This window comes from Fodinibius salicampi (genome assembly GCF_039545095.1).
In the GTDB taxonomy this organism is placed as follows: domain Bacteria; phylum Bacteroidota; class Rhodothermia; order Balneolales; family Balneolaceae; genus Fodinibius; species Fodinibius salicampi.
The window spans coordinates 345,937-363,547 of record NZ_BAABRS010000001.1 but is presented as its reverse complement, the minus strand read 5'-3'; the positions used below and the strand labels follow the sequence as shown (position 1 = coordinate 363,547).

The window sequence follows — 17,611 nt, the reverse complement described above, 5'->3', positions numbered from 1 at the left end:
CTATTTTAGGCTTCAATTTTCTTAATCGGCATCTTTAAATCATTACTGCTCTACCCTATGAAAAAGTGTGCTTTTCTGTCCATGGACAGCCTCGAGGATTATGAATGTTACGACCACCTCCTTTTTGAACCGTTCCAAAAGTACGGGTGGTCGGCCGAAGAGATCTCCTGGCGCAATAGGCAGGCGAACTGGGACCAGTACGAGGCCGTCATCATCCGTAGTCCGTGGGATTACCAGCAGGATCCTAAAGCCTTCTTTGAGGTACTGAAAGAGATTGAGGCCTCCTCCGCCCTTCTGGAAAACAAGCTGGAACTGGTAGAATGGAATATCGACAAAACCTATCTGCGCGATCTCGAGGAACAGGGCATTACCATCGTCCCCAGCCTGTGGGAAGAGCGTTTTGACAATGGGACCTACATGGATTCGTTTAAGCGTCTGTCATCGGATGAAATTATTGTTAAACCCACCATCAGCGCCGGGGCTGAAGATACGTTTCGCATCCCGAAAGACCGGGCGGACGAATATACCGGTCAGCTGCAATCTACCTTTGCCGACCGGCCGTACATCGTTCAGCCTTTTATGCCGGATATCATCAAAGAGGGAGAATTTTCACTCTTCTATTTTGGTGATACCTATAGCCATACCGTGCTCAAGACGCCTAAAAAGGATGATTTCCGGGTGCAGGAAGAACACGGGGGCGTGCTGAAACTGGTGGAAGCCGAACCGGAGATGCGGCAAATATCCCGTAAGATACTGGATCTCATTACCCCGCAGCCGCTATACGCGCGAATAGACCTGGTGCGTCACGAAAACGGCTTTGCTCTCATGGAGCTGGAGCTCATCGAGCCTTCCCTGTACTTTAATATGGATCCCCAGTCACCGGAACGCTTTGCCAAAGTTTTCGACGAGTGGATGAGGAATCAGTGAAGCAGTTAGCAGTTAGCAGTTAGCAGTTAGCAGTTAGCAGTTAGCAGTTAGCAGTTAGCAGTTAGCAGTTAGCAGTTAGCAGTTAGCAGGCTGCCAATTTCCGTACTCAGTGTCAAGGATTAATTTGAATATTAGTTATTAGTCAATCGGCTATTGGTTATTCGGGTGTTGCTTGAGCTGAGCACAACCTTCAACCTGCAACATTTGACCTACCTACTTAACTACACAACTGACACACTGATCACTGTTTACTGTTCACTGAACAGGTTGTTACTTTAAGACTTAACACTTAAAATCTTCTACTTTCTAAGTGAATACGTCTTTTATCTTGGAGAAGAAGCCTTTGCCGTCGTCTTCTTTATTGGAAGCCTCAAAGTGGTCGTTTCCTCTCAGAGCTTCGATATGTTCACGCTCCTCGCCAGACAGATCTTTAGGAATGTAGACATTAACCCGTACATACTGGTCGCCAATGCCCGATCGCTTCATGCCGTGGATACCTTTCTCTTTCATCCGCAGCAGCTTGCCGGGCTGAATACCTTCATCAATCTTAATTTTAGCCTTTCCTTTAAGAGTAGGCACTTTCACCTCGGTACCCAGGATGGCATCCGGTACGCTTAATACGAGATCGTAATAGATATCGTTGCCGTCCCGTTCGAAATGCTTATGCTCTTTCTCTTCGATCAGGATGACCAGGTCGCCGGCATCGCCGCCGCGTTTCCCGGCATTACCCTGTCCGCGCATGGTAATATAATTGCCTTCGGAAACGCCGGAAGGGACACGCACTTTTATCTCATCTTTGCCTTTATACCGTCCCTCACCGTGGCATTTCGAACATTTCTCCTTGATAATACGTCCTTCACCCTGGCACTCGGGACAAGGCTGCACATTAACCATTTGTCCCAGCATCGTTTTGCGTACCTGCCGCACCTGACCCATACCGTTGCAGGTTCCGCAGGTTTCGAAATCGTCTTCGGTTTCCGCGCCGGTACCGTTACAGGCATCACATTTCACCTGTTTTTTGACCTTAAGCTTTTTCTCCGTACCAAACGCTATTTCTTCAAGGCTCAGCTCAATGCGAAGCTTCATATCCGAGCCGGTCTGACCGGGAGAACGGCGTCCACGGGACTGTCCCCCGCCAAAAGGATCGCCGCCTCCAAAGATATCGCTGAACCGGCTGAAGATATCTTCAAAGCCCATATCCTCGAATCCGGCGCCACCGCGGCCGCCAAAGCCACTACCGCCATTCAGGCCTTGATGGCCATACTGATCGTAGCGCTGCCTCTTTTGACTGTCGCTGAGTACTTCATAGGCTTCCGAAGCCTCTTTAAACTTCTCTTCTGCTTTGGGGTCATCCGAATTGCGATCCGGATGAAACTTCATAGCCCGCTTTCGATAGGCTTTCTTAATTTCATCTTCCGAGGCATCTTTGCTGACGCCTAAAACATCGTAGTAGTCGCGTTTGGACATGAATAAAACTTTTTACCTTAAAAAATTATTCGCTTACAATTACTTTTGCGTGACGGATCGTACGTTCGCCCATACGATAGCCATTCTCAATGACCTCCAGTACTACGTCGCTGCCGACGTTTTCATCTTCAGGTTTTTTGCGCATCATGGCATCGTGCAGATCAACATTAAAGGGAACGCCTACTTCATCAATACGTTCAACTCCGTACTTATTTAATACTTCCTCAAATTTGTTAGCTACCAGCAACAGGCCATCCATAAAGGTATCATTCACTTCAACATCTTCGGCAGCCTTCAGGGTACGGCGCAGGTCGTCATTAATATCCAGAAAGTCATCCAGTGCATTGGCTTTGGCCGTTTCATAGATCTGGGAACGTTCACGCTGCACGCGCTTGCGATAATTTTCAAGTTCAGCAGCTTTCCGCAGATGCTGCTCCTGCGTTTTAGTCAGCTCTTTTTCCAGTTCATGATATTCCTGCTCCCGGTTAACTAACCGCTCACGGAGCTCTTCTTCATCAAGATCTTGAAATTTTTCTGTCAGCTGTTCTTTTAGCTCGGCCGATTCCTGCTGCTGATCAACTTCCTGTTCTTTTACTTCTTTTGTGGATTCTTCTTTAGATTCACCCATGTACAAATAACTGTAATGATTTAGTTCTGTTTATTTCTTTCGGTTTATAGCATGCAAATAACATGCCATTGCCACATACCCCCGATTGAGCTGACAAACTTACGTAGGTTTAGTCTGTCAACTCTGGAAGGGTCCATACTGTCATGCTGTTATACAAACGTCCTTAGCAGAGGTATTTATTATTCCTCATCTTCTTCATAGAAAAATTCAAGCATATTCCCGTCGGGATCGGAGATAAACAAAAAGCGTCCTCTTTTCCGGTTGGCCGGTCCGCTTAAAACGGTGACCTCCTTTTCCCGGAAATACTCCGCCATTTCATCCACCTCCTCTTCCGAATCCAGGTAAAATCCAAAATGGTCAACCCGGTAATCACGCGAGGATGGATCGTAGCTGGTTTCCGCTTCAACCAGTACAAGAGTATCTTCTTCACCCACGCGATACACGGCCATGCTTTTCCCCATTTTACGAACCTGCTCGAAACCTAATATTTCTCCGTAAAACTCTTCCGCACGCTCAATTTCGTTCACGCGAATGGTAATATGATTAATACCGGAAGGATTAAAATTTGCCATAATAGTTTTAAAGATTAACTAATATTTTATCGAATTCTCATAAGCTGTGAATGCAGCTTAGTATATCCTTTTTACGGCTAAATTTCATCCTGCAAAGGGAATAGTTTTCTAAAATTCGGATAACAACCTCCCTCAAAATTTATTAATATGTACCGGCTGCAATTGCCGGGCGATCCCGCAGGCAATTGACTGAAACGATAAATTACAACTAAATCTTTGTTTTGAGCACTCTTTATCTCGTTGCAACCCCTATTGGTAACCTAAAAGATTTCTCAGAACGGGCCGTAGAGGTACTCAAATCGGCTTCCTATATCGCCTGCGAAGACACCCGGACCTCGGAGGTGTTATTGGACAAATGGGGCATTGCCACCCCGACCTTTGCCTTTCATCAGCATAATGAGTACCAGAAGGTAGACCATCTCATGAATATCCTTAATGCACACCAGGATGTGGCGCTTATTTCAGATGCGGGGATGCCGGGCATCTCCGATCCGGGCTTTCTTGCGGTACGAGCCACGCACCAGGCCGGCCATACCGTCTCCGTTATCCCGGGACCCGATGCGGCCACTACCGCTTTGGTGGCAAGCGGCCTTCCCTGCGACAAATACGTTTTTGAAGGCTTCCTTCCCCAGAAGAAAGGCCGGCAAAAGAGATTAAAACAGCTTGTGGAGGAGGAACGGTCGGTCATACTGTATGAGAGCCCCTACCGGCTGCAAAAGCTGCTTTCGGAGCTGCGGGAATATGCCGGTGATCAACGAATGGTGGCGGTATGCCGGGAGCTTACCAAGAAATTCGAGGAGATCGTCCGCGGCCGACTTAAAACGGTGCTCGATACTTTTGAACTGAGAGACAAGATAAAGGGTGAAATTGTTGTAATTATGGCCCCTAAAAGCTACAGTGAATAATGGATTTTATACAAAAACTCTGGAACTCAAAGGGATGGCTCAGTATTACAGCGGGTATACTCCTGGGACTTAGTTATCCACCGGTCCCCCTTCCCTTTCTTACCATTCCCGCTTTTATTCTCATTTTCCGCATTGTAGACCTCTCAGCATCTGCCCGCGAAGCGGCGTATTATACGTATCCCGCCTTCTTGGTTTGGAATATCATCGGTACCTACTGGCTGACCATGGCAACCATGGCCGGTGGCATAGCGGCTATCCTGGCCAATGCGGCCGTCATGACGCTACCGGTGATGCTGCAGTACTATTTCCAGAAATCCAGCATGTCGTCCGGACTTATAGCCCTTTTTCAAACGGCCTGCTGGATCAGTTTTGAATTTTTACACCACCACTGGGATCTGGCCTGGCCGTGGCTCTCCGTGGGCAATGCGTGGTCCAATGTCCCCGAACTGGTTCAATACATTTCTCTTACCGGTTACTTGGGGATTTCTTTCTGGATCGTATTGACTTCAGCCCTGGCCTACCAGGCGTTTCGGGCCGAAGAAAGGCCGATCCTGGCCGGTGCATCTCTTCTGTTTTTCCCCCTGGTATCGGTCATCATGCTTGGTTTTTCATCTGCCGAAAAACCCAAAGCGCTGCAAGAGGTTGTCGTCGTTCAGCCCAATTTTGACTCCTATGAACCCAACGGCGGATTTGACAACGCGGCAGAAGCCACCAATCACCTGATTCAGCTCAGCGACTCTCTCTATACTCCGAATACGGAACTCATTGCCTGGCCCGAGAACGCTATCCAGTCAAATATTACCAATCGCGACAGCTTTGGCGATCCCACCGGACAAACCAAACGACGGCTGCTGGAGAAAGTCCGGGAATGGGATGCTACACTTATTGCAGGGGCTACTTACTACGAGTTCTATTCTCCTGATAATGCTCCGACTCTCCCCTATTATGATCGCAACAGTCGTCCTTATCTTCCCTTTAATGCGGCTCTGGCATTCTCTCCGAATCAACTGGATATATACCGAAAATACAACCTGGTACCCATTGTCGAGCGTATCCCCTTTGTACACTTTCTGGATGCGATTGATCTTTTTGGCTGGGTCAACTGGAACCAGATACAGGGCTATGGCAAGGGACAGGAGAACGATCAGTTTTTTGTAGGGTCTACCCAAACGCCGGCACTTATCTGTTACGATTCGGTTTTCCCCAGCTGGGTAAAAAGTTTTGTACAGGAAGGAGCCGGTTACCTGACCATTATTACCAATGACGGCTGGTGGGGCAATACCAGCGGACATTCCCAGCATTTTGCTTATGCACGGCTTCGGGCTATTGAATTTAACAGGTGGGTAGTGCGCAGTGCCAATAACGGGATTTCAGGCATTATTGCCCCGGATGGCTCTGTTGAAGTGCGAACCCCCTACTGGGAAACCACTGCATTCCGCTATGACGTCCCTGTTCTCACTTCCCAAACGTTTTATGCCCGATATGGCGACTGGCTGCCGATCGGCATGCTTTTACTTGCATTCGGAGGCATCGGTTATATATTTATTAAGAACAAAAATAACCGAAAATCTTGAATTTGAAGCTGGTCCAAAAAGACGAATAATTAAAGCTTTAACGCTCCTAATCCGACTGTATAGACATAACAACATTAAATCGTATGTCGTGATCGGTTCGGGCATAAATATTCGAAGACTTTGGAATAAGGCGGCTATAAGTGTACTCAAAATTGGCTCGGATGGTTTGGGAAAACCGATATCCGACAACCGCAGAACCGTTGAACCGTGACTGTCCCCCGGTAAAGCTGCTGGTAAAATCATATTGGTCCGGATCGGTGGGAAGAGTGCTTAAATCGCCTTCCAGAACATCTTCGAGATCGGAATCAAGTACAAACTTTTTCTCTTCATCCTCAATAAAACTCCCGTTAAGTGTAATATCTACGGCATTGTCAATGCGGGGAAAAAGCGGAAGTTTAAAATCGCGAATGGTATAGGCAAAAGAAAACCTCAGTCCACGCGATAACCGTTCTATAACCGAGGTATTGGAAAGCGAAAGACTGGTCAGCTTGCTGTACTCGTACTGTATATTTGATCGTAATCCCGAGATCCAGGTCACATTCAATCCCACCAGCGGACTAAAACGTTTTTCGATATTGATGGTATTGGCTTCATACTCAGGACGCCTGTTCTGAACGGAATAATTCCCCAATGAGATACCTGGCAAAAGATTTTGATCTGCATTGAATGTCCAGCCCAATCGGTATAAACCACTATAATTATGCGTAATGGAGGCCCGGCTCATTATATCTTCTCCAAATGGGAGAAACGTTTCTATGCCCGACCATGTAATGCGCCAATCAGGAAGCGGAAACGGCATAAAGCTGCGTTCGCCTATTGCCCCGGTCCCGATTCCCAGATATGATTTGCGGAAATCTTCCTGCAGAGACGCTTTCCCCAATACAGAACGTCCGTCGTTGTTACCGGTTGAATCCGATATAACCCCATTCTGAGCATTTATATCATCAAAAGCGGTTTGTAACTGCCTTCGGAAAAATCCTTTGTATCCTTCGCCGAGCGCCCATACGCTGGACCTTATCTGCCCGCTTTGATTGCGGATCGTACTTCTTTCCCCGTTGGGAAGAAGCGAAATAGACTCCGTATCTGTTTTATTCCATTCCGCATTCCAGGTAAAATCTATGGTCAGGTTTTGGAACGGTCTGAGGCTGGTCTCAACCCTCAAATCATCTGATAAGTTGCGATTAGACGGTATTTGAAGCGAGCTACCACCCGGGTTACTGATTAACCTATCCCGTCCTATATGATCAGTCAGCCCTGTACGGTAAGAAAAGGGAGGTGAAAATTGACTCCCACTCCGATTGAACATTTGGAAAAACTGGGATCCCCCATCATATCCGCTTTGTATGGCGTTTTTGGAGACATTAAAACTAACATCCAGTGATTCAATGCTCAGGATCGCTTGAAGGCTTTCCCGGGCAAGAGTAGCTAGTCCACCATCTCCATCTGGATTATCAGGTTCGGATCGGCTATTGCTATTTGTTGATGTTGTAAGATTATTATACCATCCCATGCGTTCCAACAATTCCTGTATATTGAAATCAAGGGTTTGGTTTAGGCTCAAGTTGTTAGAGATATTTGATCCTAATCCGGATCCGGCAGGACTGTTTCTCCATTGATATCCCCCGCTGTAGTTGGAGGAATAATCAATCCAGCTAACGGGCTCAAATGAATTCAGGTTAGGCTGCCAATTTGCGGAGTAGGACTCCTGGTAGGTACTTCGGCGTGCCGAGAGCGTATCCAAAACAAGATCCTGCAGTACGCTTTTAGTAGAACGAACCCGGTAATTATCCGATCCTGATTCCGGATCTTCCTGTATACCAGCCCTTGAAAGATCAAAGACCGACTGCGTCTGAAAGGTGGTTTTAATGGAAGGCGTCAGGTTATAACCAAACCCTAAACGGGTGTCATAGGTAAAGCTATGGGATTGCTGTAGGGGATTTTCAGCAGTGCCGGACGCAAACCGTCGAAGCCGCTCGTTATAATCACGATCAATACTGGTCCCGGCTGTTATAGAAGCCGGAGTATATCCCAACTGTATGCCAGCTAATGGATGAAGAAGCGGCATATCCCCCAGGAAGTCAAATGGGCGAAATAATTGTGTGCTTCTAAAATTGAGGTTATAGCGAAGACTGCCCCTATAATTCCAGTTGTTCTGCCGGCTATATTGCGGATCACGCCGTTTCGTTGTATTGTACACGTAATTCAGGGTAGTCTTGTCTAAGGTATATTCGGCCAAGGTAGAGGTTGAACGCGATTTTGAAATATTGGATAGGTTAATGGAGTAACTTTCCATTGCGGTTTGGCTTTCCCTGATACGTTCCCGAATAATCCTTTCTTTCTGGTCCTCGTTAATATCCTGACGTGCATAAACGGCATTTTCGAAGTCGGAAAGACGAATATCTCCCTGGTTAGGAAGGTATCGGGGAGTGGAATTTGACTGGCGGGTAGATAAGGTTACCGGAATATTCCATCCAAACCGACCCGGGAGGAATTTATGCATGTTAAAAGTAGAATTCACATCGTACGAAAGAAGATCTGAGGTACGCCGCTGACCCAAGCGGGAGTTAAGGGCTCCGAATCCGTCTGTCTCACGATTTAAGTTTGCGTTTAATAAAGCAAAATCTGCCATCTCCACGCGTGCTTTAGCATTGGCAGCCCAGCCAGACCGATTGTCAAAACCTGAAACGCGCAGTTCATTAAACCAGAATTGTCCGTCAAGCGATGAAACTCCTCCTCCGGAAGGATTCTGCGGATCAAAAGGATTGTGGATACCAATCCCAATTTCTCCCACGCGGTCCAATGAGGGGTTTCCTTTAATTGCAATCACTGCGCCGGGCGGTGCCTCCTCAAGAAGGTCAGAGCGTTCATAACGTCCCGATGGATCGTTCCCCTCCTGATTACGCAGCTGCTTTAGCTCATTAAACGCCCGCAAAATAATATTCATGCTGTTCTCCTCATAGAGCCAAACCTCTTCTGCTTCCTGTTCCAGCTCACTACTGCTCATTTCATTGAGCGCTTCAAAACTGTATGGGTAATCGGGATCGGAAGGACTTATGGGCTGGCGATATTCGTAGTAGTTATTCGTCAAGTCCGTTCCATACCGAACAACGAGCTCCGCATCGCTCCGGTTATCATACCCTTCCCCGTGAACATACATTCGAACATTCGAATAATGTACCATATTAAGTCCCCCGGGATAGATGCGCTTTATCATTTTAAGTTCTCCCGGACCCAAGTTATCTATTCCCAATGCAATAGATTGTTCATTGGCAATAGTCTGACGCTGACGGCTTCTGTTTGTTTCGCGGATAGCACCCTCGGGCTGGCGATATGGAATAGGACGGCGCTGGCTGTTCTCCTCAATATTAATTGAAGATATGTCCATTTCTCCCTGCTGTGGTCCCTGTTCTTGTTCCACATTATCGGCATCGCGCCACTGGCTGCCGACCAGTTCAAAAGTAGCAAAACGTAACGTAAATGGTTTCTCATAGCCCGACATCCACACCCGGATATAAGAGATGTTCTGAAAATCCTCGATACCACCAACTTTTCGAATCCAGTCTTTAAGCGGAATACGTACCTGGTACCAACGATCCTGTTGATTAGGCCCATCCACTTTATCTACGATATAGTCTCTTTCAGTGCCGACATCGATGTCGTCCACCTCGGCGGGATTCCAGTCCACCTGGTATTGAAAGTACTTGTTATTCTGTTCTACATTGGAAGGGGTGATCAGTCCTTCCGTATCCGGTGTATTAGTTACGGCCCGTTTATCTTCCTGGTTTGTCGGAGAGTTTCCATCATGATATCCAAACATACGATGGAAGCGCTCGTGAAGCACCAGCTCACCAATCTGGCTCTCCCCGTAGTATATATAGTCGTCATTGGATGGATCACTCTGTATAGCTTCAAATTCGGGACTGTTACTACCATATTCAGCCTGCATGTTATTGATAAAGTCAGCAAAAAGAGTTTGCTCATTTTTATTATCTATACCCTCACTGTTTGGAGCCCCGTCCAGTCCTACATCCTCCAGGGATCGTGTTTCATTCGAAAACTGCCCTTCCGGTGCCGGGGGAGGTATTGGTATATATGACCGGATACTATTGACGGGATTATCCGGCTCCAAATTATCGGGCCGGCGAGCCAATCCATCTTCGGTATTGTTTTTAAAGTTTGGAACAACATCTTCAGATACAACGCCCACATCAATGTAGATTTCCCCTTCGTAGTCCTGGAGATCCTGAACCGTAGGCGTACGACCATCAGGCAAAACAGACTGGACCCAGAATTCCAGAAATTCAATATTGTTTTGGGTTAAATCCTCTTGGCCAGCCGGTAAGGTGGTGGTCATTCCTCCCCAGGTTCGGGACGGCTCATTACGAAGGAGGTTTCTCAAGTTGCTATTATAATTGTACGGTCCCCTTTCTGTTGGATTATAATGGACGTCCAGCGTGCGGATGAAGTTTTCTTCCGTAAGTACATCCCGATTAGGGAACACGTCAGTGACTTTAACTTGCTGAGATTCAGGAGTGCGTTCCGCATCGTCAAGAATCTCGTCAATGTTTTGGGGGATACTATACCATGCAAAAGTACTGCGTAAATCGGAACGGGCTATCTTATCCGCCAGGTTCTGCATCGGATTGGAAGTCGAATCCTCTTCAAAAATCGCTTCATCGGGTTCATAGCCGGGCACGGCAGCCGGGGCTGCAGCCAGCTTCCATTGAGAAGGGTTCATAAAGCTGAGGTTGATATCCGAACCTTCAAAATCGTCGATAAACGAAAGGCCATTTTCTTCATCCTCAAACAATCTGTTGTCATCAATGGCATCATTAACAGCACCCGTTCGTGATACATCGGGGTTCAGCTGGGCAAATTCTCCACTTAAACTAATAGCGGAGGGCTCTTTGGTTTGCAATAAGGGCAATTGATCGAGCATGCGGCTCAGCCACGGCGCATCAAAATGGGCATTTGCATCCAGGCCAATCACCGAATTATTCACAGGCTCATCCCCAATGCGAATTTTATCTTGCAGGGGTTTCTCTTTTAAATTGAAGTAGGTACTTCCCAGATTTATGTTATCAAATATGCTATATTGAGCCCGGATTCCCGTAAAATTTTTCTGACCTATCCGGGCGATCTGATTATTTTCATATTCAATCCGAATTTCCTGTCCCCGCTGTAAATACTGCTCATTTAAGATAGTAATGCTACCAATAGAATAATCCACTGCATAGTCTGTTCCCTCCTGCAGTTCCCGTCCATTGGCATAGACGTTTACCGAACCTTCAACCAAGGAATATCCCAAGCTATAACTAGCTGAAATAGCTCCCTGGGCTTCCCCGTTAATCAGATAGAAATTATTTTTAGCGCTTTGAGCCGCATTATCTTTTCGCTCGATATATAACTCATCATAAGCCAAGTTTTCAATTTGATCCTGCGTAGCTCCGCTCTCTTCCAGAAGGGTAACAATCCGATCTCCAAACGGTTCTAAATAGGGGAAAACAATGCGACCGGTATTTGGATTTAACACGCTGGTACTGAAATCAATTTCATTATCGGGATTCAGGCTCCCCTGCCGGTCAACCCTGTCCAGCCCTAAATCCTGGAGCAAAATAGAACTCCGACCCGGCAGCGAGCTGGCCGGTACATTCTGCTCTGTATATTTGATATCAATATCCAGCCCGTCCGGTGTTAAATTATTCGCACCAATGGAATACACATTTTTCATCATTAAATCCCATAGATAGTTATCGGTCGTTAAGGTCTGGGGACGAATGAGTTTAAGATAGATTCGATTTCCCCCACCCGGACTTATATCACCGACACTCACAATTTGACCACTCTGGGGATCAATATATTTAAACGAGATTGCCAAAGCCTGACGCGAGGCCAAATTCCGCTTTAATGATAAATATCCAAGAGAGCGATGAAGCTCATAGTCTGTTCCCTCCTGTAAGGGAATAAAATATCCCTCTACAAAAGTAGATGGATCAGCGTTTAGGTCTCCGGCAGAAACGCCCAGTGAAGGATCTCTATACTGATCAAGGAGCCCCTCCGGGAAAATATCTCCCCCCTCATTCGGAGGAGCATAATTCCCATCAGCATTTTCTATGACTCCGAGCTCGCCCAGTGCTATGGCCTGGCGTTCTCCCTCTTCAGACTGTGAAGACTCCCGCAATACCCAAACATTAACTTCGGTTAGCTGGAGCGCTTGTCCCAATTGCTGGGGATTTGAAACATTTCCTTCATATTCCTGGCGAGTGAAAAAATCCAAAAAGAAATGGCGGTCATCCTCATAATCTATAGGACGTATATTAATTTCTTTCTCTTGCGATCCGCCGGTTATAGTCTCCGTTTGTTCCTCTCCCTCTTGCTGCGAAAGAACGGAAGTGAGTTCGAGGGATCCCAGCTGAACGACAGATTTCACTCCAAAAAGTGCGCTACCTCCACGAATTAGGGAGTTTCCTGTTTGCATTGAAACATTTCCCATCTCAAGCCGCTGTATGATCTCATCCTCATAACCCTCATAGACTATATTCACCCGGTTCATGAAATCAAAGGCCCTTTCGGTATCCCAGTCGGTTTGTATCGAGAGTTTATCTCCGATTGTCCCCTGGATATTGAGCTGCAGGCTTTGTTCAAAAGTAGGAACAACCTGCGTCTGCTGATCGGCCGGTATATTGGGGTTTTCCGTCTTCCGGATAGAAGCCCCAACATTCATATTTGCGGTCCCATTGATAGACAAATTCACCTCCGGGCGGCCAAAAATAGTAGAAAAAGTGGATTCTTCGCCTCCGGGGAGATCCATACTAAAATCCAGTAATCCTCCCTTGAGTCCCTCTGAGGTTTGTTCCTGTAACAACCGGCTCCAATTTTCCCGTACGGATTGCTGACGATGTCTTCGTACATACTCGTCAAAATCCATTACATAGGGAAGTGAAATAGGATGCTGATATAACATCCGGCGGCTTACATAGGTACCCAGTGAATCGCGCCGCACTGAGAATTCTTCCTGAGGCAACCGGATATAAAAGAGATTCGGAGGAACTTCCCAAAACGCATGATTAACTCTCCGGGGCTGATACAGATATGGAATCGTATCTTGTACGGCCGAAAAAGGCATCGGCTGTAAAAGTTGCTGTTCTTTATTATTATCCTGACTTAAACCAGCCGTAACACCGGTTAAGAACAAGAATAACAGCGTAACAAAAAATATTTTTGTACTGAGCTGCACGTATAGTTTTACAATAATTTCCTATGATGTGTTGATCCAAAATCAATCGTATCGCTATTCTATACGCAGCTCCTCTTTTTTAAAAATTAAAAAATGCTAAATTGTGCCTGTGAAGATAATAATAGTTAATTTCCTTTCTCAAAAGTTGAGTTTTCACTGCTCTCATCAATAGGCCATTTTGTATAGTACAAGTATAGGCCTAATTTAGAGTTCGTTCAATGAATATATTATATGCGTTTTTTACCTAATAAACTACAACTTGATGTCCTAAAGCGACATTCCGGGCCCTTTGTCTTTTGTTTTTTTACCGTAATGTTCTTTCTGCTAATGCAGTTTTTGATTTTATACATCGATCTGCTGGTGGGCAAGGGACTTCCTTTTGGGGTTATTGTAGAACTTATTCTTACAAACCTGGCCTCGATGGTAGTACTAGCCATCCCTATGGCCGTATTGGTTGCCTGCCTGATGGCTTTTGGTAAACTAACCGAGTTGAATGAACTAACTGCCCTCAGAGCTGCCGGTGTAAATCCCTTTCAGGTTATCAAACCGGTCCTGATCGTAGGCACCATTCTTTCTATTTTCTTAGTCTGGTTTTCTAATGATGTATTGCCGGATGCCAACCAGCGTGCACGGTCCCTGTTTATAGACATACGGATGAAAAAGCCCGGATTTGACCTCAAACCGGGAGAATTCTACGAAGGGATTGACGGATATACATTCTTGGTTCAGGACATGACCAATGAATCTGATTCTCTTCATGATGTCACCATCTTCCAGCATCCCGACGACAACCGCAAAGAAGCCCTTATTAAGGCTAAAAGAGGTGAATTGGTAAGCGAGCATAACGGTGAAACCATGACGCTCTTTCTTCGCGAAGGTACAATACTTCGGTATCTGGATCGTCGCGAAGAGGGACGGAAAATTACTGTTCTCGAAGAAACTGCTTTTGATCGTTATCGCATCAGTTTCGACTTGTCCGATCTCTCCTTTTCCCGGTCTAACCCGCAAGATCGTTCTCGTAATGATCGTACAATGGACGTACAGGCCATGCAAGCGGTGGTAGATTCTCTAAAACGAGAAGTTAACGATCAAAAACAACAGGTGATAAATAGCAACAGCTATATCGTTCCTGCAATTAATGTTGATGAAGAGAAATCGCAATATGCCCGGCGATTAGGATCTCAGCCAGATTCAATAAAGCAACCTCCCTATGATAGCCGATTTGTTGTCCTAAATTCATTGGAATCGGAATCGGACCAGCAGACCCTGCAAAGCATGACCGTTTCCAAATTACGCAATTACCGCTCTCTCTTTGAAAATATCATTACGGATATCGATTGGCGAATTAACAAAATTGCCCAATTTATGGTGGAAATACATAAGAAATTTTCTATTCCTGTAGCCTGTATTATCTTTGTGCTGCTCGGAGCTCCTATCGGAATGTATACCAAAAAAGGAAATCTGGGCTATGCCGCCCTGATAGGTCTTATTCTATTGTCCTTTTATTGGATATCTATAATACAGGGCGAAAAGCTGGCCGACCGGCTTTTTATTGCTCCCAGCACTGGAATGTGGTTCTCTAACGTACTTTTAGGCATTATCGGAACCTATTTAGTTATTCGAATTTCTACTCCTTTTAAATTATCAAACCTGTGGAACAACCGTGATAAAGAAGATTGATAAATATATCTTATTACGCCTTTTTACCATCACTGTTTTTTTGCTGATGGCATTGGTATTCATCTTTATCGTTATCGACTTTTCGGAACACAGCGAAGATTTTACGGACCGTGGAGCTACCTTTACAGAGATCTTCGGGGTGTATTACCTGAACTATATACCAGAAATTATTCGGTTAATAAGTCCCCTCGCTATATTTATAGCTTGCCTCTATCTAACCGGACAGATGTCTGAAAGATTTGAAATTATTGCACTTAAAGCATCCGGAGTCAGCCTGTATCGGTTGCTTGTGCCTTACCTGGTATTCGCGTTCATTATAACGGCTGCCATAAGCTATATGGATGGTTTTCTTATTCCTGACGCAAACGAAAAACGGATAGAATTCGAATCAAAATATTTGCAGGGAAAGTCGGAACAAATAGACAGCAACCGACTGTTCCGACAGGAATCGGAACAATCTATCTTAAAGATTGGATACTACAATGCCAATGAAAACACTGCTTATCGCGTAGATGTTACGACCTTTGCTGCCGACAGTATAAAAGAAACTCTTTATATCCAGCGGATGAACTGGAAAGAGGAAAAGAAACAATGGGCCCTGAGAGATATTGATAAACGTATTTTTACACCCACAGGCTATGAGTACGTTAGTATTGATTCAATGGATACCACTTTTAGTATCTATCCCCAGGACCTGGCTCGTACCACCTCTGATATATATCAACTTACCTACCCGGAGGCCCGAAAATATATACGGTCTATCGAGCGGAGTGGCGCCGGCAATGTAGGGACTCCCAAAGTCCAGCTCTACGGACGCTATGCCTATCCCTTTTCTATTATTGTTCTTATCATTGTCGGCTTTTCCATCGCTTCGGTTCGGCGCCAGGGAGGCAAAGGATTTTATATTGCCGCCGGACTGGCAGTCAGCTTCCTCTACTTAGTGATGATGAAAGTTATTGAACCCTTTGGAGGCAGTGGAGAAATGTCTCCTTTGCTTGCGGCTCTCTTGCCTCATCTCCTATTTTTGGGCTTAGGGCTCGGAGCCCTGTATTCGGTACGAAAATAACAATCTTTTTTAGCTAACTGAATAGTTCGGTGATTCTTTGGTAATTTGAACGGAGTGGGGATGACTTTCTTTATAGGCGGCAGCCGATATTTGGACAAATTCTGCCTGCTGGAGCTTAGAAATATCTTCCGCACCGGCATATCCCATTGCAGCACGAAGTCCGCCAACCATCTGGTGCACTACCTCACTCAAATATCCCTTATAGGGCACCCGTCCCTCGATACCTTCCGGTACAAGTTTATTAATATTATCTTCTACATCCTGAAAATAACGGTCCTTCGAACCTTTCTCCATCGCCCCGATACTGCCCATGCCACGGTATGATTTATACTTTCGTGATTCATAAATAATGGTTTCGCCGGGACTTTCATCCACACCGGCAAACATTGATCCCATCATTACGGCATCGGCTCCCCCCGCTATCGCTTTCGGAATATCCCCTGTCTGCTTAATACCTCCGTCAGCGATAAGACCTACATTGGCACTTTGGGCGTATTCAGCGACTTCCATGACGGCGCTAAGCTGCGGTACCCCTACCCCCGTTACAACACGGGTAGTACAAATAGACCCGGGTCCCACACCTACTTTGAGAACATCTGCTCCGGCTTCAACCAAGGCTTCAGCTGCATTTTTAGTGGCTATATTTCCAGCAATAAGATCCAGATTTGGATAAGCAGATTTAACTTTCTTGACCATCTCCAAAACGCCTTTAGAATGACCGTGTGCCGTATCAATGGTAATTATATCAACACCGGATTCAACTAACGCAGCAACCCGATCCATGGTATCAGATGTAACACCTACTGCGGCGCCAACGCGAAGCCGGCCCATGTCATCTTTACAGGCATGAGGGAAATTCATTTTCTTTTCAATATCCTTGAAAGTAATAAGCCCAACCAGCTTATTATTCTCGTCAACAATAGGAAGCTTTTCCACTTTGTGTTCCTGCAGTAGCTTTTCGGCTTCTTCCAGCGTAGTTCCTTCTCGGGCCGTAATCAGGTTATCCCGAGTCATAATCGTACTCAGTTTCTTATCCACATAGTGCTCAAAGCGCAAATCACGATTAGTTACAATACCAACCAGCGTATTATCCTCCTCTACAATCGGAATACCGCCAATTTTATGCTTTTTCATCAAAGCACGGGCCTTACGAACCGTAGAATCCTCATCCAGCGTTACCGGATCGACAATCATCCCGCTTTCACTCCGTTTAACCATTCTCACCTGGTCAGCCTGATCTTCGATGGACATATTTTTATGGAGCATGGCAATGCCTCCCTCCCGGGCCAGAGCTATTGCCAAGCGATATTCAGAAACGGTATCCATCGCCGCACTGATGACAGGTATATTGAGAGTTAAGTTCGAGGTAAGGTCGACGCTAGTGTTGGCATTACGTGGAAGAATCTGTGAATACGCTGGTACTAAAAGTACATCATCGTATGTTAATCCTTGACGTGTAATGCGATCAAAAGGAGAGGAATTTTCCATGATTGCTGGGATCTGCAAGCGTTGGGATTCAGGTTTGGGCAAAGATAAAAAAAATGTGGACGACCTG

At 45.9% G+C, this 17,611-nt stretch carries 10 protein-coding genes; 5 read left to right on the top strand and 5 right to left on the bottom strand.

The features are described from left to right. Positions 1-57: 57 nt before the first annotated feature. Positions 58-927, top strand: coding sequence for an ATP-grasp domain-containing protein (locus ABEB05_RS01500; protein WP_265786885.1), 870 nt, complete (start codon positions 58-60; stop codon positions 925-927). A 306-nt stretch (positions 928-1,233) separates the two neighbouring features. Here ABEB05_RS01500 and dnaJ read toward each other — a convergent pair whose 3' ends face one another. The 3 genes from dnaJ to ABEB05_RS01485 all read right to left on the bottom strand — a co-directional run bounded on the left by dnaJ (position 1,234) and on the right by ABEB05_RS01485 (position 3,594). Continuing rightward, on the bottom strand, positions 1,234-2,394 hold the full coding sequence (gene dnaJ / locus ABEB05_RS01495; RefSeq protein ID WP_265786884.1) for a molecular chaperone DnaJ: 1,161 nt from the start codon (positions 2,392-2,394) through the stop codon (positions 1,234-1,236). 25 nt (positions 2,395-2,419) lie between these two features. After that, the gene (locus ABEB05_RS01490) at positions 2,420-3,022 is read right to left on the bottom strand and encodes a nucleotide exchange factor GrpE (protein WP_265786882.1); all 603 of its coding nucleotides are present in this window, start codon (positions 3,020-3,022) and stop codon (positions 2,420-2,422) included. Between the two features lie 179 nt (positions 3,023-3,201). Continuing rightward, the gene (locus ABEB05_RS01485; protein ID WP_265786880.1) at positions 3,202-3,594 is read right to left on the bottom strand and encodes a VOC family protein; all 393 of its coding nucleotides are present in this window, start codon (positions 3,592-3,594) and stop codon (positions 3,202-3,204) included. Between the two features lie 221 nt (positions 3,595-3,815). On the opposite strand from ABEB05_RS01485, the gene rsmI reads away from it, so the two are divergent. Both rsmI and lnt read left to right on the top strand, forming a co-directional pair. Further along, a complete protein-coding gene (gene rsmI, locus ABEB05_RS01480; protein WP_265786878.1) occupies positions 3,816-4,499 on the top strand; it encodes a 16S rRNA (cytidine(1402)-2'-O)-methyltransferase in 684 nt (227 codons plus the stop codon). Next, complete coding sequence (lnt, locus tag ABEB05_RS01475) at positions 4,499-6,073, top strand: apolipoprotein N-acyltransferase (RefSeq protein ID WP_265786876.1); 1,575 nt, start codon at positions 4,499-4,501, stop codon at positions 6,071-6,073. Before rsmI ends, lnt begins: the two co-directional genes overlap by 1 nt. A 46-nt stretch (positions 6,074-6,119) precedes the next feature. Here the strand turns inward: lnt and sov are convergent, their stop codons facing one another. Next, on the bottom strand, positions 6,120-13,310 hold the full coding sequence (gene sov, locus ABEB05_RS01470) for a T9SS outer membrane translocon Sov/SprA (RefSeq protein ID WP_265786874.1): 7,191 nt from the start codon (positions 13,308-13,310) through the stop codon (positions 6,120-6,122). A 231-nt stretch (positions 13,311-13,541) separates the two neighbouring features. Between sov and ABEB05_RS01465 the strand changes: the two genes are divergently transcribed. Continuing rightward, positions 13,542-14,990 (top strand): LptF/LptG family permease, encoded by a 1,449-nt coding sequence (locus ABEB05_RS01465; protein WP_265786872.1) that lies wholly within the window; start codon positions 13,542-13,544, stop codon positions 14,988-14,990. Beyond that, positions 14,974-16,056: an LptF/LptG family permease gene (locus ABEB05_RS01460; RefSeq protein WP_265786870.1), complete on the top strand. Its 1,083-nt coding sequence runs from the start codon at positions 14,974-14,976 to the stop codon at positions 16,054-16,056. The genes ABEB05_RS01465 and ABEB05_RS01460 overlap by 17 nt, the downstream gene beginning before the upstream one ends. Before the next feature lie 9 nt (positions 16,057-16,065). On the opposite strand, the gene guaB is transcribed toward ABEB05_RS01460, so the two are convergent. Further along, complete coding sequence (guaB, locus tag ABEB05_RS01455) at positions 16,066-17,544, bottom strand: IMP dehydrogenase (protein ID WP_265786868.1); 1,479 nt, start codon at positions 17,542-17,544, stop codon at positions 16,066-16,068. Between the last annotated feature and the right edge of the window lie 67 nt (positions 17,545-17,611).